The organism is Cystobacter fuscus DSM 2262, from assembly GCF_000335475.2.
Taxonomy (GTDB): Bacteria; Myxococcota; Myxococcia; order Myxococcales; family Myxococcaceae; genus Cystobacter; species Cystobacter fuscus.
In genome coordinates, this window is record NZ_ANAH02000022.1 from 71,063 (window position 1) to 94,839 (window position 23,777).

The window sequence follows — 23,777 nt, forward strand, 5'->3', positions numbered from 1 at the left end:
CAGCACGTAGCGCGACCGGCCTACCAGGGCCGTGTCGTCCAGCCGACTTCCTGACGTGCGGAGACCGCGCGCCGTCTGGACTCACGGGATTGACAATCTTGACGGTTCTTGTCGGACCTCGTGGCGTCTAGGCTCAACCGGTTGTCGTGATGATGGAAGCGGAACGAGGCGCGTTTGAATACAAGGCGCTCATCTGTTTCCCCTCGGGGACCGGTCGTCCAATCATTCCCATCTTCTATTCAGCCGAACCGCGAGCACGGTCCCTCGAGAGTTGTCTTCAGCGGCGAGAGGGATTGGTATTGGTGGGCTGTCTTCGAGATTCGGGGAAGAGATGAGCCAGGTTTTCGGATGGATGCTGGTGGTGAACCTCTGCTGCGCGGTCGGAGCGGCAGCTGGAGAGGAACTGTCGGATGCTCGGCTCCAGGAGGCACAGACGGCCTTCGACGAGGCGACGAAGCTCCGGGAGGAGGGCAAGTACGCCGACGCCTTCGCGCGGGCGGAGCATGCACTCACGCTCCGGGAGGAGTTGCTCGGGGGCTCGCATCCCCTGGTCGGCAAGAGCCTGAACCAGCTCGGGGCCTTTTACGCCAACGGTGGGGGCGGAGACCGTGGCCGGAGTGAGTCCCTTCTCCTGCGCGCGCTCGGGATCCTGGAAGCGACGCTGGGCAAGAACCATCCGGACGTTGCCACCTCTCTGTACTTCTTGAGCCTGTCCTACGAGGAGCGGGGCGAGTATGAGCAGGCGGAAGCCTCCGCCAGGCGCGCCCTCGCCATTCGGGAGGAAACCCTGGGCAAGGACCATCCGGATGTCTCCAGGGCACTCGGTCGTCTGGCCCGCATCTATCGAGAACAGGGATTGTACAGTCGGGCCGAGCCACTCCTTCTCCGCTCGCTCGCCATCGCGGAGCGGACTCTCGGCGAGAATCATCCAGGCGTCGGTAACGCGCTCAACGGCCTCGCCATCCTCTACTGGAAGCAAGGGTTGTATGACCAGGCCGAGCCGCTCTATCAACGCTCGCTCGCCATTCAGGAGGCAGCGCGCGGTAGGAACCATCCCGAGGTGGCTCCGGCTCTCGGCAATCTCGCTCTCTTGTACATGGAGCAGGGGTTGTATGCTCAGGCCGAGCCGCTCTTTCTGCGAAGTCTGGCGCTCCGCGAACAAGCAATGGGCAAGAGCGACCCCGTGGTCGCCCACGTGCTTCAGCAGTTGGCCGTGCTTTACATGAGGAAAGGATTGCCCGATCGGGCCGAGCCGCTCCTTCAGCGTGCGCTGGCGATCTGGGAGTCCCTGGACAAAAACCATCCCGACGCCGTCTACCCGACCGTCACCCTCTCCAATCTCTATTGGAGGCAGGGGTTGTACGCGCGTGCCGAGTCGATCCTTCAACGCGCGCTCGTGCTCTGCGAGTCGTCCCTGGGCAAGCATCCCCTGGTCGCCATCCTGTACAACAATCTGGCCAACCTCTACCTGGATCAGGGGCGGTACGACCGGGCCGAGCCATACGCCCGGCGCGCGCTCGCCATCCGCGAAGCGACCCTGAGCCCGAATCATCCCGATGTCGCCGCCTCGCTCAGGACACTCGGCGAGCTCCATTTGTTCCGGCGCCGGAGCCGCGACGCCTTGCCGCTCCTCACGCGCGCATTCGCCATGGTCGAGTTGCGTCTGCGTCATGAGGCGCTCGGCTTCTCCGAGTCGCGCCTGGCCACGTTCCTCCAGTACCTTCGAGAAGAGGAGGAGCGCATCTACGCGCTCCAGCGCGCGAACCCGGAAGATGCGGGTGTGCGGCGCCTGGCCCTCACCGCGGCCCTGCTCCTGAAGGGCCGCTCCGTCGATGAAACGGCCAAGACCTCGCGTGTCATCTACAGGAGCCTGGGCGCCGAGGCTCACGACATGTTCGAGCGACTGCGTGGGCTCCGCACCCAGCTGACCCAGCTCACGCTCGAGGGCCCCGGCTCGCTCGCCCCCGCGGAGCACCAACGGCGGCTGAGGGAACTCACCCACCAGTGCGATGCCCTCGAGGCCGAACTCGCCCAGCGCTCGGCGCCTCTGCGCGCGCTGGCCGCGCTGCCAGGACCGGAGGTCATCGTGGACCGGGTGGCGGCGGCCCTCCCGCGCGACAGCGCGCTCCTCGAACTCATCTCCTATACGGACCGTCCGCTCGCCCCCAAGGCCGGACACTCGAAGGCGCAGCCTCCGGGTCAGCAGCGCTATCTGGCCCTGGTGCTCTTCCCCAATGGGCGTACCCGTGCCCTCGACCTCGGACCGGCGGCTCCCATCGATACCGCCGCCACAGCCCTGCGTGACGCCCTCGCTCGCCGTGATGCCGCGTTTCAGGCCCCCGCCCAAGTGCTCTATCAACGGGCCTTCCGGCCGCTACTGCCGCTGCTGGGAGACACCCGCCACGTCTTCCTCTCCACGGATGGCCAGCTGGGCCTGGTGCCCTTCACGGCCCTCCATGATGGGCGCCAGTTCCTCGTCGACTCCTTCGACTTCACCTATCTCACCTCCGGGAAGGATCTGCTGCCGCGCTCCCAGCAAGAGGCGCCCTCCCACTCCGTGGTCGTCGTCGCGGATCCGGACTTCGGTGCCCTGCTCCCAGCGCCATCCGCTTCTCCCGCGAACGCGGCGACCCCCGCCGGGCGCTCCTCCTCGCTGGACTCGTTCTTCTCCACGCTGCGCGCGGACGTGGCGGAACACCCATGGACTCCACTGCCCGGCTCGCGCCAGGAGGCCGAGGCCATCCAGCGGCTCGTACCCCAGGCGCAGCTCTTCCTGGGCGCCGAGGCGACCAAGGAGCGGCTGCTGCACCTGCCGACGCCCGGCGTGTTGCACCTCGCCACGCATGGCTTCTTCCTCGAGGCCGCCCCCGCGCCCGAGGGCTCGCGCGGCCTTGGCCACTTCGGTGCGATGGGAGATGGCGCGCCCGTGCCGCTCTCGGCCAACGCGTTGCTGCGCTCTGGCCTGGTCCTCGCGGGTGCCTCGGCGCCCTCAGCCTCCAGCACCGCGAGGACTCCGCCCGAAGTCGCTCTTGTGACGGCTCTCGAGTTGGCGGGCCTGAACCTGTGGGGCACGCAGCTGGTGGTGCTGTCGGCGTGTGACACGGGAAGAGGCGACGTGAAGATTGGCCAGGGCGTCTACGGGCTGCGCCGGGCCTTCGTCGCGGCGGGAGCGGAGACGGTCGTCATGAGCCTGTGGAAGGTGAATGACGAGACGACGCGCGAGCTGATGGAGGCCTACTACCGCAACCTGCTGACGGGACAGGGCAGGGCCGCCGCGCTGCGAGAGGCCATGCGCTCGCTGCGAGCCACCCGACCCCATCCGCACTACTGGGCGCCCTTCATCGCCGTGGGCCGAGACGCTCCGCTGCGCGGACTGGGGCCCACCGCGCCGGAGCCGCCGGAGAAATAGCCCGCGGATTTCGTGCATGATTGCCCAGGTCACCGGCTCCTCGCGTTTGCGGGCCAGGGCTTCACGTCCACCCAAACGAACTCGCAGGAGAGAGAGCTCCCTGCAGCAGCGACTGCGCTGGACGGCGGTCGACGTGCGGCCTCCTCCTCCCCGAAAGCAGCCCTGGTGCGCCTTCCTGGAGGGCTTCTCCCGGGGAAGGTGTCAAAGGGCTCGTCGCCTGCGAATCGCCTGACACCCTTCCCGGCCCGAGCATCTCAAGCGCAACCCGCGACCGTTGGGGCAGGCCTCCACGCGCCAGGCGCTGCGAGAGTTGCGTGAGCAGTACCGCACCTTCGTCACGGCGTTACGACAGGCGGCGGCTCGTTGGAGGCGGGGGGACTTTTCAGCGCCCTTTCCGCCTTTTTCATTCCCGCCACCTGTTGTGTCAGGTCACATCGCTCGAATTCTTTGACACCCTCGAGACACCCTCGAAGAGCAGAGCCGGGCGCCAAGGGCCCCACGCTCCTCACTGCCCGAGCGACGAGGGCGGCTGCTTCGCGCTGAAGGCGGGCGAGTAGCACTTGTCCTGGTGCTCGTAGAGCACGTCCGGGCACGGGGCCTTCAACTCGTGAGGCAACCAGCAGGCACCGACCAACTCGACCTCGGCGTAGCGATGGCAGGGAGGGCGCTTCTGTCCCTTGAAGGGCTCGCGCGGCAGCGGACGGGCGAGTACGGATTGCCCCGCGTCCGCGGTGTCCACGAGCCCGCCATGGGTGGGCGTGTCCGGATTTTCGCCCGCTGCGGGCTCCTCATAGCTCCCAGGCGCGGGCGGGGCGCTCGCCAAAGGCTCTGGGCACTCGGGAGTTGGGGACACCGAGGCCAGACGCACCCTGAGAAGGTGTCCTGAGAAGGTGTCTGAGAAGGTGTCAGACGATTTGTACGGACGCTTCGTAAGAAACTCCAGGAGGTGTCTCCAGGAGGTGTCTGTCTCCAGGAGGTGTCAGAGAACTTGTTCCGATCCCTCACCGCCTACGAGTCGTCTGACACCTCTCAGCGGCCGGTCTGACACCTCTCAGCGGCCGGCGGGCCGGCGGGCTGACGCGGTAGATGGGCGCGGCGAGCACGCCCACGACCCCGCCGGGCGTTGACTGCGCTCCCGTGAAAGGAGCGCGGGCATTCACGCGGCCCGGGCCATAGAATGCATGGCATGTACTTGGTCCCAAGCAAGCCCCCCGCTCCCAGCTGCCCGGAGTGTGGCATTCCGCTGCACGGCCGGAGCACGCGTGAGGGCACCCTGCAGGTGTGTCCCCGGTGCCAGGGCCACTGGGACGCCCGTCCCCAGACGTCGCTCACCCCCCTGCTCACCCAGGCGCTGGAGCAACGCTCGCGGTGGACCCGCGAGGGGCTCTGTGCCCGGGGTCGGCACGAGTCCCGGCCTCCCGACGAGCACTGTTCCCGCTGCCCCGAGGCCTCCCATCGCTGCCCCTCGTGTGCCGCGCGGCTGTTCCCCAGCGAGCTGCGGGGTCAACCGATCGAGGTGTGTCCGCGCTGTCCGGGCCTGTGGATGAGCGCGAGAGCCTGGGTCGCATTGCGCCAGGAACCCGCTCTGGCCTCCCTCGCCGTGAACCTGGGCGCTGGGGGCAGCATCCAGCGGGGTCCCTCTCCCTGGCCCCAGCGGGTGGCGGTCCTCGTCGGCCTCGTGGGCACGGCCGCCGTGTCGGGCGCCTTCGAAGGGCTCCTCCACCTGCTCTGGTCCCTCTTCCGGGGCGGTTGAGTCGACTCATGCCGTCCTTCTACGCTCTGGCGCATGACCCTCCATCGCCCCCTGACGGATCGGCTGCGCGACAGCACCGGCGTGGGCCCGGGGAAGGAGTCAAAGGGGCTCGTCGCCTGCAAATCGTCTGACACCCTTCCCGGGTGGTTCCGCCGTGGAGCCATTCGGGAGATGCTGCCCTCATGAGAACGGTCTCGGTGACACAGCGGGCGATGGCGATGAGCCTTGCCTTCGTACTTGTTTCCTGTAGTGCGGCGCGCCCTCCAGCGATCGGACCCACCGGGCCCCGGGACCTGACCAGGTACGTGATTGTTCTTGAGCGACGAGCAGATGGGCAGGTAGAGCACGCCTGGATTCCGCTGAAGGAATTCGATCTGACGAAGTTCCAGCACGCCATGAACACGATGAACGTCCGTCGAGACATCGTGCGGGTCTCCTCGTCGGGCTTGAATGCGTATTGCGAGGGGCGGCGTGCACAGTGCGAACAGGACTGTCTCAAGAGTAGCAGGCCATTCGCGATTGGTCGCCGCAAATACATGGACACCAGGGGGCAACCGTGGCGCATTGCCAGGGGGTGGTGGTGTCCGGAAAACTGCATGGATGCTTTTGTTGAATGCACGAAGGGCCGCGGCGAGTGGGCAGAGGAGTACGCAGCCGAGTTCGATGCGGTAGAACCCGCCATTGACTGGCTCAAGAAGCATCGCAGGGAGATTGCCGTGGGCACCGTCGTGGTCATTGCCGGTGTCGCCTTCGCCGTCGTGGCCGCTGGTTCGGCAGGCGCGGTACTCGTTCTGACGCCAATCCTGGTCATGGCGGAACGCTCCCCGGGAATGCTCTCCGGAATCGAGCTCGCGGAGGTGTGCAGGTGACAATCTTCGAGGAGCTCACAGGCGCGACGCTTTTCATCGGGACCCGGCGGCGAGCAGCGGAGGCGAAGGGTCGACAGGACGAAGAGAAGCTCTGGCGCTATGTACGCGCATTCAACCACTTCGTCCTCATTACCGGCCAGATCTACCGATTCGAAGACTCACTCGAGGGCAAGGTTCCAACGGAACGTCCTCCCGTCAGCGCACACCTGGGCAAGCATGAGGGGATGCTCGTGGAGCCGGCGGTGGAACTGCTGCTCAAGACCCTGGACGAAACACCCGAGCTCGAACAGAAGCAGCATGTGCGCCTTCTCATCGCCCTCCTCGACTTCATCGCCCGGACTGGACAGCTCGATGAGGCCGAGGACTACTTCATCAATCAACTGGACCATGCCCCAATGGCCATCGCGCACTTCACCAGCCATGAGGAAGCCGAGGCCTGGATGAAGAGCGTCGCAGAACCACCGAGCCCGGTCCGCATCCTCATCGGCGATGCGTATTACCAATTCTGGTATACGCGTGAGGACAATACGCGCGGGATGTATCGCGAATATTGCATAGAGCCGGTGCTGGAGGCGCTGACCGCCAGGGGAATCCCCCCGCGGACTCCTTCGTTCGCCACACACGTGGAGGCGAAGGAATGGTTGATGAGCCACCCAGCCAATCCCTATGCCTTCGTGGTAATCGCCGGGGAGCACTACTTGGCGGTGCATCACCCGAGGCTGAAGCGTCACTCCCTCCACCACGTGGCGTCAGCCCTGAAAGACTGGGAGGAACGCAAGAGGGCCGTGGAGCTCGATACGGCCCTGGAGGCCGCGGCTCCGTCGGATGGAGCCGATGAGTAGCTAGACGCACGGCGGCTCGCGGGGGAGGGTTATGGGTGATGTGGCTGAGAAGGTGTCAGACAATTTGTACGGGACGATTCGTAAGAACTTGTTCCGCTCCCTCGCCGTCTACGAGTCGTCTGACACCTCTCAGGCGGCCTCGTACTCCTCCCAGAGGGCGAGGTACTCGGCGCGGCATGGGCGCTCGGAGAAGACGCGCGAGACGGCTTCCCGCTCGCGCCGCAGCTTCTCCTCGCGGCTCACACCGTCATGGGGAGTGATGTCTCCCGCGCGCGCCTCGCTCGCGTCGTGTAGCAGCGCCATGCGCACCAGCCCCCCCCGCTCGGGGTGGGATGCGCCCTTTTTCCAATTCTCTCATAAGCTGAATATCGCCAAATATCCAACTTCGAATTGCGGTGAGTGAAATCCAATTCTATTCATCATCGCAACTTGGAGTTGCGGTCCATCGCGTGTGCGGAGGGGACCGTTTGCGACTTCTTGGGGGAGAACGACCATGACATCCACGAATGATGCATCCCGGAGACCCGCGACCTTCCTGCTGGCGAGCTCGGGGGCGCCGGGGCATCTGCTTCGCGTCCTGGACCTCGCGCAGCAGCTCACCGCTCGGGGCAACCGGGTGCTGTTCAAGGCGAAGGCGAGCCTGGCGGCCGATGTGAAGGCCGTCGGCGCGGAGCACCTGCCTCATGAGCGGGTGCTCGACGTCCAGGACATTGGCGATCTCGCCCAGTTCACGAGTCTGCCGCCCTGGATGCCGTCGGTCCCCTTCGGCATCACGATGTTCCGGAGCATCGGCCAGGCGAACAACGTCCAGCTCGCGCGAGAGCTGGAGCCTGTCTTGAAGCGCGAGAAGGTGGACTGCGTGGTCCACGACTTCTTCGAGCTGGGCGCGGCCTGGGCCGCCGAGCGCGCCGGCATTCCCTGGGCGAGCGCCGGGAACATGGGTACGGTCCTCACGGCGGATGAGCTGCCGCTGATCTTCAGCACGATGCCGTCCATGAAGCACTTCTTCCGGTTCCCCGCGCTGATGCACCTGCTGATGGGCCAGCTGATGCCGTTGAACGAGGCGAGGGCCCAGCTCGGTCTGTCCCCCTATCGTGGCCGCTCGGCGCACCTCGTCCAGGCCGCGGCCTCGCCCAAGCTCCACATCATCATGGGCCACCGGGGACTCGCCGGGGGCATTTCGCTGCGCGACAACCAGCTCTTCGTCGGGCCAACGACCGCCAACAGCTCCACGAGCCGCAAGGAAGCGCCGCACGTCGAGCCCGGGACCGTGATCGTCAGCACGACGACGACCCATGCGGACAATGGCTTGTTCCGGCGCGTGTTGGAGGCGGTCTCGCCCATGAACGTCCCCGTGCTCGCCACGGCCGCGGGGGCCCAGGACATCCCCTCCGGGCTCGGCTCCCACATCCGTATCGAGCGCTACGTTCCCCACGACGAGGTGTTCCCCAAGGCCCGGGCGTTGATCACCCACGGGGGTTGGGGCGCGGTGGGTCGCGCCCTGTACACGGGTCTGCCCATGCTGGTCATCCCCCTCGTTGGAGACCAGACCCTCAACGCGTCACTGGTCGAGCGCGCGGGGCTCGGGCGCTACCTGCCCTTGGAGAAGGCGACTCCCGAGCGGATCCGCTCCGAGTTGCAGGCGCTCCTTGCCGACGAGTCGCTGCGGGCCCGCGCCCGGAAGGTCTCCTCGGAGATTCAGCAGCTCAAGAGCGGGCAGGTCGCCGCGCGTGCCCTCGAGAAGCTGGCCTTCGAGGGGAACGTGGACGTCGAGAGCATTTCCGCCGCGGCCTAGATTCCGTCGTCGCCACCGCGGACAGCCTTTTGAAGCTCGGGCTGGTCAGGCCAGTTGCATGAGGACTTCGGTCATTCCATCCTCGTGAACCTGATTCCCGGAGATCACGGCCTGGAATCCACACTTCTCGAGGACGCGGATCGACCCGGCGTTGTGGGAAGCGACCCACGCATTCAGCGGCCGGGTGCGCTCGAGCGCGAGAAACTCCGAGAGCGCCCGGGTTGCGATGCCTTTGCCCCAGTGCTCGCGCCCGATCCAATAGCCCACGAGGCGTTTGGCATCCTGCTCCCAACTGCCGATGTTCCCGACGACCACGCCGCCCACCACGATGGTGCGGCTGAGGTTTTCAGGGCGGAGAACGTTCGTGCGCCAGTGGGTCATGAACGCATCGCGCTCCCGCGATTCAAACGCGGCCATGCGCAGCGCCTCGGGGTCGCGCTGGTGTTCGAAGAAGATCGGAAGGTCCTCATCGGTGACGGTGCGGAGGATCATTGTGTGGAGGCAGGAGGCAGGTCTTGGCGTACGTGAAGGGAGCAGGAGGGGTGAGAGCGATTCTGGAGCACCTGGGGTTGCCGATTGCCGGGCGCCCCGGGCTCCTCACTGCCCGAGCGACGAGGGCGGCGGCTTCGCGCTGAAGGCGGGCGAGTAGCATTCACCCTCGTGCTCATAGAGCACGTCCGGGCACGGGGCCTTCAACTTGTGAGGCAACCAGCAGGCACCGACCAACTCGACCTCGGCGTAGCGATGGCAGGGAGGGCGCTTCTGTCCCTTGAAGGGCTCGCGCGGCAGCGGACGGGCGAGTACGGATTGCCCCGCGTCCGCGGTGTCCACGAGCCCGCCATGGGTGGGCATGTCCGGATTGTCGCCCGCCGCGGGCTCCTCGTGGCTCCCATACGCGGGCGGGGCGCTCGCCAAAGGCTCCGGGGTGTTGGGGGTTGGGCAAACCGAGGCCAGACGCACCAGCGCGAAGAGAAGGGCGCACACCATGGCGGCACTCGCCATGCCCCACCCCAGGCTCCACCGGAGGCGGGGCTCGTGGGTGTCGGACACTGCGCGGGCCATGCGCCGCACTTCCTCGAGCACACTCTCCAACGTGAGCAGCAGCGATTCCGCCGACTGCCTGTCCAGGGCCCTGGCCCAGTCGGTGTGCTCCACTTCCATGGCGGAGTAGCCCCGCGAGGCCCAGGAGCCGAAGATCACCCGCCAGTCCTTGCGCGCTGCCGCGTCCTCCTTGGCGGCGTGCTTGCGCACCAGGGCCGTGGCCCCGCTCGTCTCGTGCGTGGCCAGGTAGAGTTCCTCCTGGCTGTCATGGGACTGCTGCACCTGCTCCTGAATCACGTACGGCCCCAATCGCTCCGGTTCATCCCCGCTCGCTTCGGACTTCTTCTCCTCGTCCATGCTTGCTCCTCCTCCCTGACCTCCCCGCCCGCGGGTGGCCAGGAGCCATGGTGTTCGCATGGACCGCGCCTGACTTCCAGGAGGTACTCGGTTCGTCAGGTGGGGGCCTACTCCTGGGGAAGGTGTCTGGCGAAGTCTCGGAGAAGGCGTCTCCACACCCTTTCTGGGACACCCTTCCTGGCCGGGCGCGGAAGGTCATGGCCGGCCGACGGTCTTCTTCTCCGCGCGGTCGAATGCGTCGCGGGCCTGCTGGACCTCGGGACGATGGCGCTGGGCCCACAGGGCGAGCTCGGCCACGGGGGCGAGCAGGGTGTGTCCGAAGGGCGTGAGGTCGTAGTCGACGCGCGGCGGATTCGTCGGGGTCACGGTGCGCTTCACCATGCCGTCGCGTTCCAGGCCGCGCAGGGTGAGGGTCAACATGCGCTGCGAGATGCCCTCGATGGCGCGCTTCAACTCACTGAAGCGCTGGGGGCCCTCCCCGAGGATGACAATCAACAGAACGCTCCACTTGTCGCCGATGCGCGTGAGGATCTCGCGCGTCGCCAGACAGTCCGCATCGAAGCGCCCGGTAATCTTCCCCTTCCCTGGTGACTTCAATGTGCCTCCTTGTCGAGCGGTGCCCGGAACCGCAACATGCCGCCGCTTCCGAAAAGTAACCAGGAACACGAAAGTAACCAAGTCCTCTCGAGGAATCCCCATGTCCATTCGAACCCGTGTCGTCCTCGCCCTGTCGTCCCTGTTGCTCGCGCCGCTCGCGCGGGCGGAGCCTCCGCCGTCCGCACAGCCTGTCATTCACGAGGATCAGCTCAAGAAGCTCGGTGAGCAGCGGCTTCCGGACCCCCTCGTTCGTGTCGATCAGCTCAAGAAGATCAGCGCGCACGTGTCCATCATCCCGGACGGCGGCGTCCCCCTGGTCCCCAACGTCGGCTTCATCCTCGGCGACAAGGCGCTGCTCGTGGTGGACACGGGCCTGGGTGCTCGCAACGGGGCCGCGGTGGCCCGGGTGGCGAAGCGGCTCGCCGACAAGCGCCGCATCTACCTCGTGACCACCCACGCCCATCCCGAGCACGACCTGGGCGCCCAGGCGTTCCCGGCGAACATCACGATGATCCGCTCCGAGGGCGAGGAGAAGGACATCGCGGAGTCTGGCCTCTCCCTGGCGCAGATGTTCTCGCGCATGTCCCCGGTCAATGCCGAGCTGCTCAAGGACGCGCGGTTCCGTGAGGCGGACATCACCTTCCAGGACACGCTGGACCTGGACCTGGGCGCGCTGCGCGTACGCCTGCTGGCCTTCGGCCCGAACCACACGCGGGGCGACACCGGCGTTTGGATCGAAGCCGACCGGGTGCTCTTCTCCGGCGACGTGGCGATGCAGTACACGGCCGCGTTCGCCAGCCCCTCGTCCACCTTCGCCCACTGGCGCAAGACACTCGACGAGGTGGAGGCGCTCAAGCCCTCGATCATCGTGCCCAGCCACGGCCCCGTGGGCGGCCTGGAGTTCGTCGCGGGCTACCGGGACTTCTTCACCTCCATCCAGGAGCGCACGGTGGCGGCCAAGAAGGCGGGCCGCACCGTGGACCAGGCCGTGGCGGAGATCACGAAGGACCTGTCCAGCCGCTACCTCGACCCGATGCGCCTGGATTGGGCGATTCGGGCCGCCTACGCGGAATTCAACTGACCGTCGTGCCAGGCGCTATTGGACGTGATCACTCGCGGAGAGGGACCACGGGGCTGATGGCTCGCTGAGTGACTTTCACCATGTGATCAACGGGGAACGATGCACCCAGGTGTCGTCGCGCACCTGGTCCAAAGCAAACCTCGCGACGTCCGCTCGCGATATGGCTCCGCCATGGAAGCTGGAGAGATCCGTGAGCGCGCGGATCGTGTCGCGGCTGGGCTTGTTGGTCAGGACGGAGGGGCGAACGAGAACCCAGTCGAGCCCGCTGTCCCTGACGATAGCCTCCTGCCGATTCTTGTCGGCGTACACCTTGCGCAAGAGAAGCGGGAAAATCAGGTTGTCGAAAAGAAAGCCGCCGTGCCCAGCACTGTCACCGGCGCCAATCCCCGTGATGCAGACCAGACGTGAGACTTGCTCGATCTTCATTGCGCTCACGAGCGCCCGCGTCGCGGTCGAGAGAAGCGTCACCTCGCGGAACGGGCTGGCCGGTGTGCCGAGTACACTGACGACGGCGTCCCGGCCCTTGAGCGCCTGGCGCAAGGCCATCTCGTCGCGGGCGTCTCCGACGATGAGCGTCGCCCCCTTGAGCTCACTCGCCTTCTCGGCTGAGCGCACGAGCGCGGTGACGTCGTACCCTCGCGCCACCGCCTGGCTGACGATCAGGCGGCCGGTGCCGCCGGTCGCTCCAAGGACCAGTAACTTCGGTGGGGGTGTCCGGATGTTGTCGGTTACGGAATCTCGCATGGTAGCTACCTCGGAAAAGCGGGACGCCTCCTGGGAGGCAGTCCCGTCGTTCATGTCCCTGGTGATGATCAAAGCCGGCCCTCCGCGAGCAGTCCGCGGGTCCGTTTCAGCGTTGACAGCAAGGCGCTCTTGTAGCCCTTGTCGCCGTTCATCCATTCTTGTTCGGCCTGCTCTTCGGGGCCGTTCGGCGCCTTGCCGCGCAGGCCGAGATAGCAGTAGAACCGAAGTTGAAGCGCGCCGGCTTCGTCCTCGAACAGCTCGTTGATGATCGCGCCTTCGCGCGGACCGGTGACCTGGAAGAAGGTCACCTTGCTCTCTGGCTCGAAGGTGATGATTTCGCGCAAATCATCGCCTGCGATCGTGGCTTCACGCACGATGTGCGTCACGCGCTCCTCCACGACCTCGCAACGGGTGCAGATGTTGGGCGGGAGAAACAGACGGGCGTCGCGGGCCTTGAGGACCAGGCCTTTCCATGCCTGCGCGCGGGTCAGCGGGGTCTCGCCCTCCGGATTCACCGGAACCGTGGCGGTTGAATAGATCATGATGGAATTCCTTGTTGTTGGGGTTGCGTATGGCCTGTGGTCAGGCCGAGGCCGCGACCTTGGAGGCGAAGTCGCGAGACCTGTAAATTAGCGATCCACCGCTGGGCCGACAGATGGTATCTTTGGACGGGCCGTCTCACTGGTGGAACGGTCTCCCTGGTGGAACGAATGGATCTGCTTGCCCTCGCTGATTTCAATCTCGTCGCCCGGCACGGAGGGTTCGGACGAGCCGCACGCGCCGCTGGGCGCCCGAAGGCGACCCTGTCCCGCCGGGTCGCGGAACTGGAGGCCAGCCTCGACCTGCGCCTGTTCGAGCGCGGGGCGCGCACACTGAAGCTCACCGAGGAAGGACGGGCGCTCTTCGAGCGAACGGGGGCATTGCTCACCGAGCTCGACGAGACCGCGGCGGCGATCGCTTCGGGTGGGGAAAGGCCGCGAGGCAAGTTGCGGATTAGCGCGCCTCTGCTCTTCTCGCAGACCGCGATGGGTAAGCTCGCGGCCGGCTTCGCGCTGAAATATCCGGAGGTCCGGCTCGAGATCACGACGGAAGATCGGACCGTCGACATTGTCGAGGAAGGTTATGATCTGGTCATCCGGGTCAATCCGGATCCGGATGAAAGCCTTGTCGGACGAATCCTTCTGCGCGATCGGCTGATAGTCGTCGCGAGCCCGGGCCTCGCTCGACCGGCGGCCAAGGTCGCTGTTCCGGCTGTGGTGCGGGGGGCGGGCGACCGGAGTGCAGCCTGGGATGTGCTGGGGCCCACTGGAAGATCACGCATCGCGATAGAGCCAGTCCTTCGCCTGTCATCGCTCATCATGGTCCGCGATGCTGTCCGAGCGGGCGTTGGCGCCGGACGCCTCCCCGTGTCACTCGTCAGTCACGATCTGGCTGCCGGCACGCTGGTGCATTGGGGTGATGCAGACGGGCCAGACATCGCCCTGTGGACGCTCTATCCATCGCGGCGGCTGCTGAGCGCGCGTGTCTCCGCCTTCCTCGACTATTTGAAGGAAGCTTTTCCCATGGGAACGCCTGACGAGCTGGCGGCCTATATCGGGGCGTAAGACGGGTCTCGATCGGGCTCTACCAGACGTAGGAACCGTGCGAAGGCCCCGCCCCTGCCAGAGTCAGGGGTCTGTCGCCCTTGCCACCGCGAAGCTGTCCTCGAAGAGCCGGTAACGAACGATCAGGCCGTTGCGTATCGACAGGTGCAAGGCAAATTCACTCTCGATGATTTTGCCTGTGCGCTTGACGCGTGATGCCAGCGCACCCAGCGCCACGGCCTCGTCGCCGTCGACGACGAGCGAGCGGACCTCGAAGCGGAGCGGTTCGACCTGTTCTCGAAGCGCGCGGAAGAAGTCCGCGACGCCACCTCGCCCCGTTCTTCTCCCTATCCAGGGGACCCTCCGGGTGTCGCCTGGGATATCCCAATCGACCTCCTCACTGAACAGCGACGCGATGGCGTCCGGCTCCGCTCCCGCTCGCAGGCGTGCGAAATAAGCGCTGGCGATGGCGCGGGTATCCGTGTGTTCCGCGGGTTTGCCCCGGAGGAGCCGGACGCGCTCCAGGTCCGCGCTGGTGAAGTCCGGATCGACATAGATATGAACGCGCCGGATCAGCGGCCCCTCGAACTCGAAGACATTGCAGAAGCGGCCCTGGGATATCTCGTTGTCCGGCCAGCGCACACCGCCGCGCGTCACGCCGTGCTCCGTCCCCTCGACCACGATGCTGTCGCCCGAGACCACGTAACGGAAGCCCTCGATATCGTGCTCGATGCTTTCCAGGTAGCTCGTGAGCAGCTGCGAGAATCGTGCGAGCCCGGCCTTGCCTCGGCTCACGCCAAACTTGGGGAAGAACAACTGCACGTCGTCGGTGAAGAGCTCCATGACTCCAGGGTCTCTGCGATCCACCTTCCTGAAATAGTCCTGGACCGCCTTCAACCGGCTGTTGCTGTCGGGTTGCTCCGCCATATCGCCCCTTTATGTAGAACCGGCTACAGAAATAGGGAGCTTGCTGGGGAGCGTCAAGAGATTCTATAATCTCGGCTACAGAAATAGGGCCGACATGACGAATCGAGGAAGACCCCGGAGTTTCGACCGCGATCTCGCACTGCGACGGGCGTTGGAGGTGTTCTGGGCCAAGGGGTACGAAGGCGCACAGATCGCCGATCTCACCTTGGCCATGGGAATCAATCCACCGAGCTTCTACGCGGCCTTCGGTTCGAAGGAGGCCGCTTTTCGCGAGGCGCTCGAGTTGTATCTGGGCACGTCTGGCGCCGGCAGCATGCGAGTCCTGGACGAGGTGGCGACAGTCCAGGAGGCCATCGAGGCCATGTTGAGGGAGAGCGTGGAGAGCGCACTGGCCGCTCCCCACGCGAAGGGCTGTCTGGTTGTCCTGGGGCTCGTCAACTGCGCTCCGGACAACGCGCCGCTCGGCGGCCACCTCGCGGAGATGAGGCACACCACCTTCAGGCGGCTCCAGCAGCGAATCGAGCGGGGAGTGCGGGACGGAGACCTGCCCGCCCACGTCGACACGAAGGCCCTGGCCGCCTTCTATTGCACCGTCATGCAGGGCTTGTCGCTACGGGCCAGGGATGGAGCCTCTCGCGAGGAGCTCCTCGGCACGGTGACCTTGTCGATGAGCACCCTGAACGCCCACAAAACCCCCTCTCCGGCGAATCGCCGGAACAGCCGCACTGGAGCGAGACGCGTCTGACCCATGTACATCGACCATTTGCGAGTCTCTCATCGAGATCGTTGCAGGGAATGATGGCGACGAGGCGATGCCGCAGCTCCATCGATCAAGCTCCTTCACGCCACGAGCTGGCCCTGGACAGCTGGACGAGCAGAACCGATACGAACCCACCATGGAATACCAGTAAAAACAGATTAACCCTTGTTGTTTGTAAGACATTCAGGTAGACAGATCCTCCACTCCATCAGAGAGGACCTGTGTATGGCCATCGTGAATCGTGTCCTATTGATTCTGGTTGTCTGTGCCGCGCAGCTCGCATGGGCCGCTCCGGGCCAGATCGTTGCTCGTCCCATCGGGACGGTGTCGGGGATCAACTACGGTTTCTGGGAGTACCTGCCCCAGGACTACGATGACGATCCGGAGGCGACGTTCCCGCTCGTGATCTTCCTGGGAGGGCTCGGCGAGGCGGGCGATGGAAGTGCCGGTACCACGACGGGGCTCGAGAAGCTCATGAGTCCCACCGCTCCGCCAAAACTCATCCGCAATGGGCGGCATTTCCCGTTCGTGTTGATCTCACCGCAGCGCTTCAACGCCTGGTGGAGCAACGCGGAGCTCGACGCGGTGCTCGAGTTCGCGAAGAGCCACTACCGCGTCGCTCCCTCGCGAGTCTATCTCACGGGGATCTCCGCGGGAGCCATCGTGACCTGGACCTATGCGGCGGCCCATCCCCAGAAGCTCGCCGCCATCGTCCCCATCGCTGGCAATGGCAATGGCGTCAACGTCTGCGCGCTGTGGGATGTGCCGGTGTGGGCGTTCCACGGCACCAGTGACGGGACTGTTTCGTATTGGGGCTCGGTCGATCCGGTCAACAAGCTCAACACCATCTGCACCCCGCGGGCGAGTCCTCCCGCGCAGCTCACGCTCTATTCGGGTGTCGGGCATGACTCCTGGGGGCGCACCTACAGCGGCTCGGCGGGCCACGACATCTATACGTGGATGCTTGGCTACTCCCGCCCTCAGGCCGCTGAATAGTTCCCCCAAACCCAGGGGTGGACCCAACACAGCATCTGCGCCGCCCGGCCACCTCACGCGCGGCAATGACCGGGTGCTCATCCACGGTGATGGCGTGCGCGTTCAACAGCAACGCCCCTGTGACGAGCGCTGCGATTGCGACGACGCCGCGACCTCCACTCCGTCAAGGGGCGGCCGGCGGCTCCTCGCTCATGACGTCGGCCAGCATCCGCATCAACCGGACCAGTTCGTTGAAGTCCTTGAGCGTCCAGTCGCGGAACAAGGTCAATGCCATTTCCTCGCGGGCGGCATCGACGGCGTCCGTCGCCGCCTTCCCACGCGGGGTGATGATCGCCTCGCGTACCCTTTTGTCGGCCGAGCCCGCGCGGCGGTCGACGAGTCCGAGTTCCTCCAGCCTCGCCACCTGGCGGCTGACGGTGGTGTAGTCGCGCCCGACGCGACCGGCGAGATCGCCCACGCCGATCGGCCCCAGCCGCTCGACCAGCACGAGGAGCGGGAAGAGCGCACGCTCGAGCTTCAGTCCCGCCATCTCCAGCAGCGCCACGTCGCGCTCAGGGCGGTTCATCACGCTCACGATGTCGATCAGCGCTCGATGCAGCTCGGGTAGGGACGCCTTGATATGTGCATCATGCACATTTTTCGTTGACACGCGCTCATCTCCTGTAGATATGTGCATAATACACATAGGAGGTGACTGTGGAAGAGCAAAGCCCGATCGCGGTTTTGATCTGCGGTGCCGGTGCCGCCGGTCTCACCCTCGCCATCGACCTGGCACGGCGGGGTGTGCCATTCCGGCTGATCGAGAAGAGGGCTCGTCCGTTCCCCGGTTCGCGGGGCAAGGGGATCCAGCCGCGGACGCAGGAGGTGTTCGAGGATCTCGGCATCATCGACCGGCTCGTGGCGGCCGGCGGCGTCTACCCGCCGTCGCGGGAATATCGTGACGACGGCGGCCATGCCGAATCGGACATGGTCGAGCCCCAGGAGCCGACACCGGCCGAGCCCTACCACCTCGCGCTGATGGTCCCGCAGTTCCTGACCGAGCGGGTGATGCGCGAGCGGCTCGCCGAGTTCGGCCATCATGTCGAGTTCGGATGCGAGCTGGTCGGTTTCGAGCAGGACGCGAGTGGGGTGACGGCGCGCCTCGTGGGTCCCGAGGGCGAGCAGACCGTGCGTGCCCGCTATCTCGTTGGGGCGGACGGAGGGCGCAGCTTCGTGCGAGGCGCGCTCGGCGTGGATTTTCCCGGCAAGACGCTGGGCGTGCGCGCCATGGTGGCGGATGTCCTGCTGACCGGGCTCGACCGTGATGCCTGGCACCAGTTCAACAGGGGTGACATGGAGCGGCAGGTTTCTGTCTGCCCGCTCGCCGGAACCGATCTCTTCCAGCTCCAGGCCCCCATCCCGCTCGAGGGCGAGGTCGACCTCTCGGCCGAGGGGCTCGAGCGGATGGTCGCCAGTCGCACCGGTCGAAGCGGCATCCGCGTACAGTCGGTGTCGTGGGCGTCGGCCTACACGATGAATGCGCGGCTCGCCGAGCGCTATCGCGTCGGTCGGGTGTTCCTGGTCGGCGATGCCGCCCACATCCATCCGCCGACGGGAGGACAGGGCCTCAATACCAGCGTCCAGGACGCCTACAATCTCGGATGGAAGCTCGCGGCGGTGCTCGGCGGCGCTGCGGAGCGCCTGCTCGACAGCTATGAGGAGGAGCGGCGCCCGGTCGCGGAGGCGGTGCTCGGCCTTTCGACCCGCCTGCTCGACGCGATGAAGCGCGGAGTGAACCGTCGAACCCGCGACGTCCGTCAGCTCGACATCGGTTATCCGGAATCGTCGCTGGCGCTCGGGTCATCCGCGCGTCCCGGTGGTTTGTTGGCCGGAGCTCGTGCACCGGACGCGCCCCTGCGCGGAGCCGCTGGCTGCTCCCGACGCCTGTTCGAGCTGTTCGCTGGCCCGCACTGGACGCTGGTGGGTTTCGAAACAAAGCCAGACATCGTCGCGCCACGACGCGGACTGCGCATCCACGAGGTCGGGGTCGGCCGCGAGTTGTCGGACGAAGCGGGGCATCTGCGCGAGGCCTACGGTCTTGCTCCTGGCGAATGGGTGCTCGTGCGGCCAGATGGCTATGTCGGCGCGATCGTCGCCTCCGAGGAGGCCCCTACGCTCGACAGCTATCTCGCGGGGGTTGGTCTGGCGGTCGAAGGAGCAGAAGTGAGGACGGCATGAACCTGGAACTGGCAGGCACGTTGTCCTTGTCCTCCGGGGAGGCGGTCACGGCGGGGTGGCGGCGGCCGAGCTTGCGATAGAGCGTCTTGCGATCCACGCCGAGGATGCTGACACCTCTCAGGCACGCCCAGGCCTGCTTCCGCCGCGCCCAGGGCGTGGGGGTGAAGGTGGAGGGCCCGAGCGCCGCGGCCTTCGGCCTCATCATCGAGTCCATGTACCAGGGCACTGCGCTTCCGGGGCCGGCTGCTGTGGCTGTCGGGCCACCCGTGGCGCGCGGCGGCAGGCGTTCAAGCGCGGCGTGAAACTGGCGCAGGCCCTGGGCATGCCCTACGAGGAAGCGCTGTGTGGGTGGGAGCTGGGCGGGGGCTCCGAGCGAGAGGCGGCCTTCACCCGGGCCCACGAGGGCTTCAACCGCTTGGGGTGCGTGGAGCCCGCGCGCCGGGTGGGGGCGTTGCGCGCGTCCGGCGCCGCCCGGGCGGGCCGAGGGGAATACCGAAGTCCTTTATCGTGTCGGATGCGATCGCGCACATCCACGCCGCCGTCACAGCCAGACACGTGCTCACCATGCCACACCTGCCTCCTCCGCATTCGCCCATGGCCCGCTCGACGCTCATCAAGATGGGGGTGCGCATCGCGGTGGTCATCGCGCTGTCGACGTTCTTCAGCTTCCTGCACATGCGGCAGACGCTGCGGGCCGAGGCCCTGACGCAGCTCTCCCAGTACGTGGAGCAGCGCGGCACCCAGGAGGAGTCCATCTTCCTGCTGGCCGAGGATACCCAGTCGCTGCTCGCCCGAGACATGGAGGAGCGGGTGCGCGCCGCCCCAGCTCCTGACGAGGACGCGCGCTTCGACCGCCTGTTCACGCGGCTGCCCGACGGCACCGTGCGCACCCGGCCCGCGGGCTCCGAGGGCACGCCGAGGGTGGGCGCCTTCATCCCCCCGGGCGTCGCGCTGGATGCCGGGCTGCGCCACCGCGTCCTGGTCGCGCATGACGTGCTCGCCCAGTACGGCCCCGCCTTCCGCGTCCGCTTCGTCGACACCTTCATCACCCTGCCCGAGGGGCCGATGCTCACCTACTGGCCCGAGCGCCCCAACATCAACCTGGAGGTCGAGTCCGGCTTCAATCCGCTCACCCTGGAGTACTTCCAGACGAGCCTGCCCGGCAACAACCCCACGCGGCGGCCAGTTTGGACCCGGGTCTCCAAGGAGGAGGTCTCCGCGAAGTGGATGGTCACGGTCACCACGCCCCTGGACGTGGACGGCCGTTACGTGGCGGCCCTCAGCCATGACGTCATGCTCGAGGAGCTGATCCGCCGCACCCTCAATGACCACCTGCCCCAGTCGTACAACATCCTCTTGCGCGACGACGGCGAGCTCATCGCCCATCCGCGGATGAAGGCGTCCGGCGGGCAGCTCATGAGCGAAGAGGATCAGGAGCACCTGCGCGAGATCATGGAGCGCGTGGGAAACCGCCAGGGCGCGCCCGTGGTGGAGCTGCCCTCTCAAGGGGTGTGGCTCGCCGTGGCGAGGCTGCACGGCACGGACTGGAACTTCGTCACCGTGCTGCCCGAGCACGTGGTGTCCCGGCCCGCCCTCCAGGCGGCGCGCATCGTGCTGCTGCTCGGCGTGCTGTCGCTGCTCCTGGAGCTGCTCCTCATGTCCTGGGTGCTGCGCAAGCAGATCAGCCAGCCTCTGATGGACTTCACCCAGGCCACCGCGCGCATCTCCTCGGGCGACTTCCAGGTGAACCTGGACACCGCGCGCGAGGACGAGCTGGGCCAGCTGGCCAAGGCCTTCGGGGCCATGGCCACCCGGCTGCGCCGCCGCGAGGAGGACCTGCGCGCGGCCAACGAGGGGCTCGAGCAGCGCGTGGAGGAGCGCACGCGCGAGCTCAAGTCAGTCCACCAGCAGCTGGTGCAGACGGCGCGCCGCACGGGCATGGCGGAGATCGCCACCAACGTGCTGCACAACGTGGGCAACGTGCTCAACAGCGTCTACACGTCCTCCCAGGTCGCCAAGGAGCGCGTGCTGGGCATGCGCCTGGACCATGTGAGCCGGGTGGCCCAGATGCTCCAGGCGCGGCAGGCCAATCTCGCCGTCTTCCTCACCGAGGACGAGCGGGGCAAGCTGCTCACGCCCTTTCTCGACAAGCTCGGCCAGAACCTGATGGACGAGCGCCAGGAGGTCATCTCCCTGTTGGAGGACGTCGGCCGCTACACCGAGCACATCGGGGAGATCGTCAAGGTGCAGCAGGACTACGCCCGCACGCCGCGCCTGTACGAGCCGGTGGTGCTCTCGGAGCTGGTGGAGGACGCGCTGCGCATCAACGCCGCGGGCCTCACGCGCCACCACGTGACGGTGGAGCAGCGGCTGGAGCCCGTGCCGCCCATCGTCACGGACAAGCACAAGATGTTGATGATCCTCGTCAACCTGGTGAGCAACGCCAAGTACGCGCTGGATCCCGTGCCCGAGGATTCGCGGCGCCTCGTCGTGCTGCTACGGCGCTCCGCCGAGGGCTCCATCCACATCGCCCTGAGCGACAACGGCATGGGCATCGCGCCCGAGCTGCTCACGCGCATCTTCCAGTATGGCTTCACCACGCGCGAGGAGGGGCATGGCTTTGGCCTGCACTCGAGCGCTCTGGCGGCCCAGGAACTGGGCGGCACCCTCAGGGTGGAGAGCGAGGGCCCCGGCCGGGGCGCCACCTTCACGCTGGTGATTCCCCCACCCCCTGCCCAGGCGGAGACATGAGCACGCACCCGAACCCCAGGCGCCTCCTCGTCATCGACGACTCGGAGGCCATCCACACCGACTTCCGCCGCATCCTCACCGACGAGCCGCTCAAGAGCCGGGGCGAGCTGGACCTGATGGCCGACGCGCTCTTCGGTCCCGAGGCGGCGGGCTCCAGCGTGGACAAGACGGTGGTGGAGGTGGATTCCGCCTACCAGGGCGAGGAGGGCGTGGCCCGGGTGCGCGAGGCGCTGGCCGCGGGCCGGCCCTATGCCCTGGTCTTCCTCGACTACCGGATGCCCCCGGGCTGGAACGGCGCCGAGACGCTGCGGCACCTGCGGCAGGTGGCTCCCACGCTGCCGGTGGTGCTCTGCTCGGCCTACTCGGACTACTCCTGGGCGGAGCTGCAGGCGGAGTTCGGCGAGTCCCGGCTCCTGCGCCAGCTGCGCAAGCCCTTCAACCGGCAGCAGGTGCGCGAGCTGGCCCTGGGTGACTAGAAGCAGCCCTCGCGCAGGTTGATGCCGTACTCCAGGTAGGCCTTGAGGCAGGCCACCGGGGACGCGCTATCGCTTGAGGACCACGAAGGTGTCGTCGGCAAGTGGTTCTGGCACGCCGTGCCATGGCGCCGCACCGGGTTCTCGTATTCGGAGAAAACGAGCCAGACCACGATTGTTTCCAACGAGTCTTTATTTTCCGTTTGCGCCGCTTATACTACATCCGCCGCATTCCCTGCACATTGGAAGACCGGGGCTCGCGCACCAGAGACCGGAGACAGCGGCGCGGAGGACTCTCATGGATGGAATCAGGAACAAGTCGCCCGGACGGTACGCCCCCGCGAGGCAGTCGGGTCAATCTCATGTCCCGGCCAATGTGACGAGGTCTCCCCAATCGTACCCGACACAAGGGCCGGCGCCGACCTCGACCCCGGGCTACCCGGAACAGAGTCAGTACGCTGGGCGGTCGTCGCGAACGTCCCCTTCTTCCCACCACCAGACGCCGTCGCCCCAGGAACAGGCCGCGTACAGTGCACGCACTGGTACAGTGGGCTATGGGCGCGCCTCGCGGACGCCCTCTCCGCCCCCTCCCGCGGTTCCGCCGTGGGGGGTCAAGCCCAACATCCAGCAGTTCTGTGCGGATGTCGCGAAGGAGAACAAGGGGACCCGTCTCACCCAATTCACAGCCCAGGGCTCCTGCCCCGGTACGAATGGTGGGGTCTGCAACGCCATGACCGAGGAGTGGATCAAGCAGGGCGCCCGGAATTCCTCCATGGACCAGGCCTCGGCGGCTTTTACCCAGTCACTGCATCACGGCATGCCGCAACTGATTGACAGGCAAGAGCGATTCAATGGCCGGATGGATGCGCTGCGGAATGAAATGCTGCAGAACAAGGCCGAGAGTGAGCAGCACATGCAGGATCTGCAGGAACTCACCCCTCACATCCAGGCGATGCAAGCGGGGCGGCTCTCGCCCAAGAAGGCGAATCAGGTGAGGAAGTGGGTGGATCAGCTGGAGTCGGACATGCAGGCCACCCAACAAAAGGTCGCCAATACGGGTGCCAGGCTCGCCGAGGCCGAGAAAAACGAGGCGGCGCGCCTCGGAGGAAGGCTGCCGCACACCCAGATGGTGAGCAACAAGAACATCACCCATGACTTCGCCCATGACCTGGACGCCGCCACCCAGAGACCGGGCTTCTATTCCCTGTCTGTGCATTCGAAGGACGGAGGGCCTGGGCACGTCATGGGCATCGAGGTGGGGCCCCATGGTTGCAAGTTCATGGACCCGAACACCGGCGAGTTCGTCATGAAGGATCGCAAGGCCATGCTCAATGTGGCCACGGATCACATTGCCTCGCTCTATATGAATAGCAACGACCGGTTCTCGGTCAGCCACTTCGGGTGATGTGAAGGCAGGCGCCGGGTGTTGGCGCACGGAGCTTCTCGGCGCATCCTGGGTTGTTTTTTCCGCACAAATCGGATTGCTTCGTCGAAGCAATCCTTGTCCGGTCCTGGAAACCCCTCGACGGGACCCCAATGAAGCCGGGGTTCCGGTGCACGCGCTGCTCGCGTCCCCCGGGCA

24 protein-coding genes are annotated in these 23,777 nt (G+C 66.3%); 14 read left to right on the forward strand and 10 right to left on the reverse strand.

What is annotated here, in order from left to right:
- The first annotated feature begins 331 nt into the window (after positions 1-331).
- The gene (locus D187_RS31275; RefSeq protein ID WP_002625832.1) at positions 332-3,409 is read left to right on the forward strand and encodes a CHAT domain-containing tetratricopeptide repeat protein; all 3,078 of its coding nucleotides are present in this window, start codon (positions 332-334) and stop codon (positions 3,407-3,409) included.
- Between the two features lie 505 nt (positions 3,410-3,914).
- Here D187_RS31275 and D187_RS58240 read toward each other — a convergent pair.
- Positions 3,915-4,148 (reverse strand): hypothetical protein, encoded by a 234-nt coding sequence (locus tag D187_RS58240; protein WP_002625831.1) that lies wholly within the window; start codon positions 4,146-4,148, stop codon positions 3,915-3,917.
- Positions 4,149-4,595: 447 nt separating this feature from the next.
- On the opposite strand from D187_RS58240, the gene D187_RS31285 reads away from it, so the two are divergent.
- The 3 genes from D187_RS31285 (at position 4,596) to D187_RS58250 (ending at position 6,873) form a co-directional block, all read left to right on the forward strand.
- Positions 4,596-5,162: a TFIIB-type zinc ribbon-containing protein gene (locus D187_RS31285; protein ID WP_162159717.1), complete on the forward strand. Its 567-nt coding sequence runs from the start codon at positions 4,596-4,598 to the stop codon at positions 5,160-5,162.
- Between the two features lie 182 nt (positions 5,163-5,344).
- Complete coding sequence (locus D187_RS58245) at positions 5,345-6,031, forward strand: hypothetical protein (protein ID WP_245591869.1); 687 nt, start codon at positions 5,345-5,347, stop codon at positions 6,029-6,031.
- A complete protein-coding gene (locus tag D187_RS58250; RefSeq protein ID WP_002625828.1) occupies positions 6,028-6,873 on the forward strand; it encodes a hypothetical protein in 846 nt (281 codons plus the stop codon). The genes D187_RS58245 and D187_RS58250 overlap by 4 nt, the downstream gene beginning before the upstream one ends.
- Before the next feature lie 129 nt (positions 6,874-7,002).
- On the opposite strand, the gene D187_RS50645 is transcribed toward D187_RS58250, so the two are convergent.
- Positions 7,003-7,176: an HD domain-containing protein gene (locus D187_RS50645; protein WP_081713935.1), complete on the reverse strand. Its 174-nt coding sequence runs from the start codon at positions 7,174-7,176 to the stop codon at positions 7,003-7,005.
- Positions 7,177-7,366: 190 nt separating this feature from the next.
- Here D187_RS50645 and D187_RS55610 point away from each other — a divergent pair, with 190 nt between their 5' ends.
- Positions 7,367-8,668, forward strand: coding sequence for a glycosyltransferase (locus tag D187_RS55610; protein WP_020918405.1), 1,302 nt, complete (start codon positions 7,367-7,369; stop codon positions 8,666-8,668).
- Positions 8,669-8,713: 45 nt separating this feature from the next.
- Here D187_RS55610 and D187_RS31310 read toward each other — a convergent pair whose 3' ends face one another.
- From D187_RS31310 to D187_RS31320, 3 genes are all read right to left on the reverse strand, one after another.
- Positions 8,714-9,160 (reverse strand): GNAT family N-acetyltransferase, encoded by a 447-nt coding sequence (locus tag D187_RS31310; protein ID WP_002632418.1) that lies wholly within the window; start codon positions 9,158-9,160, stop codon positions 8,714-8,716.
- A gap of 105 nt (positions 9,161-9,265) precedes the next feature.
- Positions 9,266-10,066 carry a hypothetical protein gene (locus tag D187_RS31315; protein ID WP_002632419.1) on the reverse strand — a complete coding sequence of 267 codons (801 nt, stop codon included), beginning with the start codon at positions 10,064-10,066 and terminating at the stop codon, positions 9,266-9,268.
- Positions 10,067-10,261: 195 nt separating this feature from the next.
- On the reverse strand, positions 10,262-10,663 hold the full coding sequence (locus D187_RS31320; protein WP_002632420.1) for a winged helix-turn-helix transcriptional regulator: 402 nt from the start codon (positions 10,661-10,663) through the stop codon (positions 10,262-10,264).
- Positions 10,664-10,763: 100 nt separating this feature from the next.
- Between D187_RS31320 and D187_RS50650 the strand changes: the two genes are divergently transcribed.
- Entirely contained in the window at positions 10,764-11,744 is a 981-nt protein-coding gene (locus D187_RS50650; RefSeq protein WP_002632421.1) for an MBL fold metallo-hydrolase, read from the forward strand.
- A 75-nt stretch (positions 11,745-11,819) separates the two neighbouring features.
- Here the strand turns inward: D187_RS50650 and D187_RS31330 are convergent, their stop codons facing one another.
- On the reverse strand, positions 11,820-12,488 hold the full coding sequence (locus tag D187_RS31330; protein WP_002632422.1) for an NAD(P)-dependent oxidoreductase: 669 nt from the start codon (positions 12,486-12,488) through the stop codon (positions 11,820-11,822).
- A gap of 68 nt (positions 12,489-12,556) precedes the next feature.
- On the reverse strand, positions 12,557-13,030 hold the full coding sequence (locus D187_RS31335) for an SRPBCC family protein (RefSeq protein WP_002632423.1): 474 nt from the start codon (positions 13,028-13,030) through the stop codon (positions 12,557-12,559).
- A gap of 168 nt (positions 13,031-13,198) precedes the next feature.
- Between D187_RS31335 and D187_RS31340 the strand changes: the two genes are divergently transcribed.
- Complete coding sequence (locus D187_RS31340; protein ID WP_043432307.1) at positions 13,199-14,092, forward strand: LysR family transcriptional regulator; 894 nt, start codon at positions 13,199-13,201, stop codon at positions 14,090-14,092.
- 63 nt (positions 14,093-14,155) lie between these two features.
- Here the strand turns inward: D187_RS31340 and D187_RS31345 are convergent, their stop codons facing one another.
- The gene (locus D187_RS31345) at positions 14,156-14,998 is read right to left on the reverse strand and encodes a nuclear transport factor 2 family protein (protein WP_002632425.1); all 843 of its coding nucleotides are present in this window, start codon (positions 14,996-14,998) and stop codon (positions 14,156-14,158) included.
- A 94-nt stretch (positions 14,999-15,092) separates the two neighbouring features.
- On the opposite strand from D187_RS31345, the gene D187_RS31350 reads away from it, so the two are divergent.
- Positions 15,093-15,743, forward strand: coding sequence for a TetR/AcrR family transcriptional regulator (locus tag D187_RS31350; protein WP_002632426.1), 651 nt, complete (start codon positions 15,093-15,095; stop codon positions 15,741-15,743).
- Between the two features lie 240 nt (positions 15,744-15,983).
- Positions 15,984-16,754, forward strand: a complete 771-nt coding sequence (locus tag D187_RS31355; RefSeq protein ID WP_002632427.1) for a carboxylesterase family protein — start codon at positions 15,984-15,986, stop codon at positions 16,752-16,754.
- A gap of 163 nt (positions 16,755-16,917) precedes the next feature.
- Here D187_RS31355 and D187_RS31360 read toward each other — a convergent pair whose 3' ends face one another.
- Entirely contained in the window at positions 16,918-17,403 is a 486-nt protein-coding gene (locus tag D187_RS31360; RefSeq protein ID WP_002632428.1) for a MarR family winged helix-turn-helix transcriptional regulator, read from the reverse strand.
- Positions 17,404-17,450: 47 nt separating this feature from the next.
- On the opposite strand from D187_RS31360, the gene D187_RS31365 reads away from it, so the two are divergent.
- The 4 genes from D187_RS31365 (at position 17,451) to D187_RS31380 (ending at position 22,198) form a co-directional block, all read left to right on the forward strand.
- Positions 17,451-18,971: an FAD-dependent oxidoreductase gene (locus tag D187_RS31365; protein ID WP_002632429.1), complete on the forward strand. Its 1,521-nt coding sequence runs from the start codon at positions 17,451-17,453 to the stop codon at positions 18,969-18,971.
- A gap of 104 nt (positions 18,972-19,075) precedes the next feature.
- Positions 19,076-19,273 carry a hypothetical protein gene (locus D187_RS31370; protein WP_002632430.1) on the forward strand — a complete coding sequence of 66 codons (198 nt, stop codon included), beginning with the start codon at positions 19,076-19,078 and terminating at the stop codon, positions 19,271-19,273.
- A 292-nt stretch (positions 19,274-19,565) separates the two neighbouring features.
- Positions 19,566-21,722, forward strand: a complete 2,157-nt coding sequence (locus D187_RS31375; RefSeq protein WP_002632432.1) for an ATP-binding protein — start codon at positions 19,566-19,568, stop codon at positions 21,720-21,722.
- Positions 21,719-22,198: a response regulator gene (locus D187_RS31380; protein ID WP_002632433.1), complete on the forward strand. Its 480-nt coding sequence runs from the start codon at positions 21,719-21,721 to the stop codon at positions 22,196-22,198. Before D187_RS31375 ends, D187_RS31380 begins: the two co-directional genes overlap by 4 nt.
- Here the strand turns inward: D187_RS31380 and D187_RS55615 are convergent.
- On the reverse strand, positions 22,195-22,368 hold the full coding sequence (locus D187_RS55615) for a hypothetical protein (RefSeq protein WP_002632434.1): 174 nt from the start codon (positions 22,366-22,368) through the stop codon (positions 22,195-22,197). The two genes, D187_RS31380 and D187_RS55615, sit on opposite strands and share 4 nt — an antisense overlap.
- A gap of 125 nt (positions 22,369-22,493) precedes the next feature.
- On the opposite strand from D187_RS55615, the gene D187_RS31385 reads away from it, so the two are divergent.
- On the forward strand, positions 22,494-23,600 hold the full coding sequence (locus D187_RS31385; protein ID WP_081713932.1) for a YopT-type cysteine protease domain-containing protein: 1,107 nt from the start codon (positions 22,494-22,496) through the stop codon (positions 23,598-23,600).
- Positions 23,601-23,777: the final 177 nt, after the last annotated feature.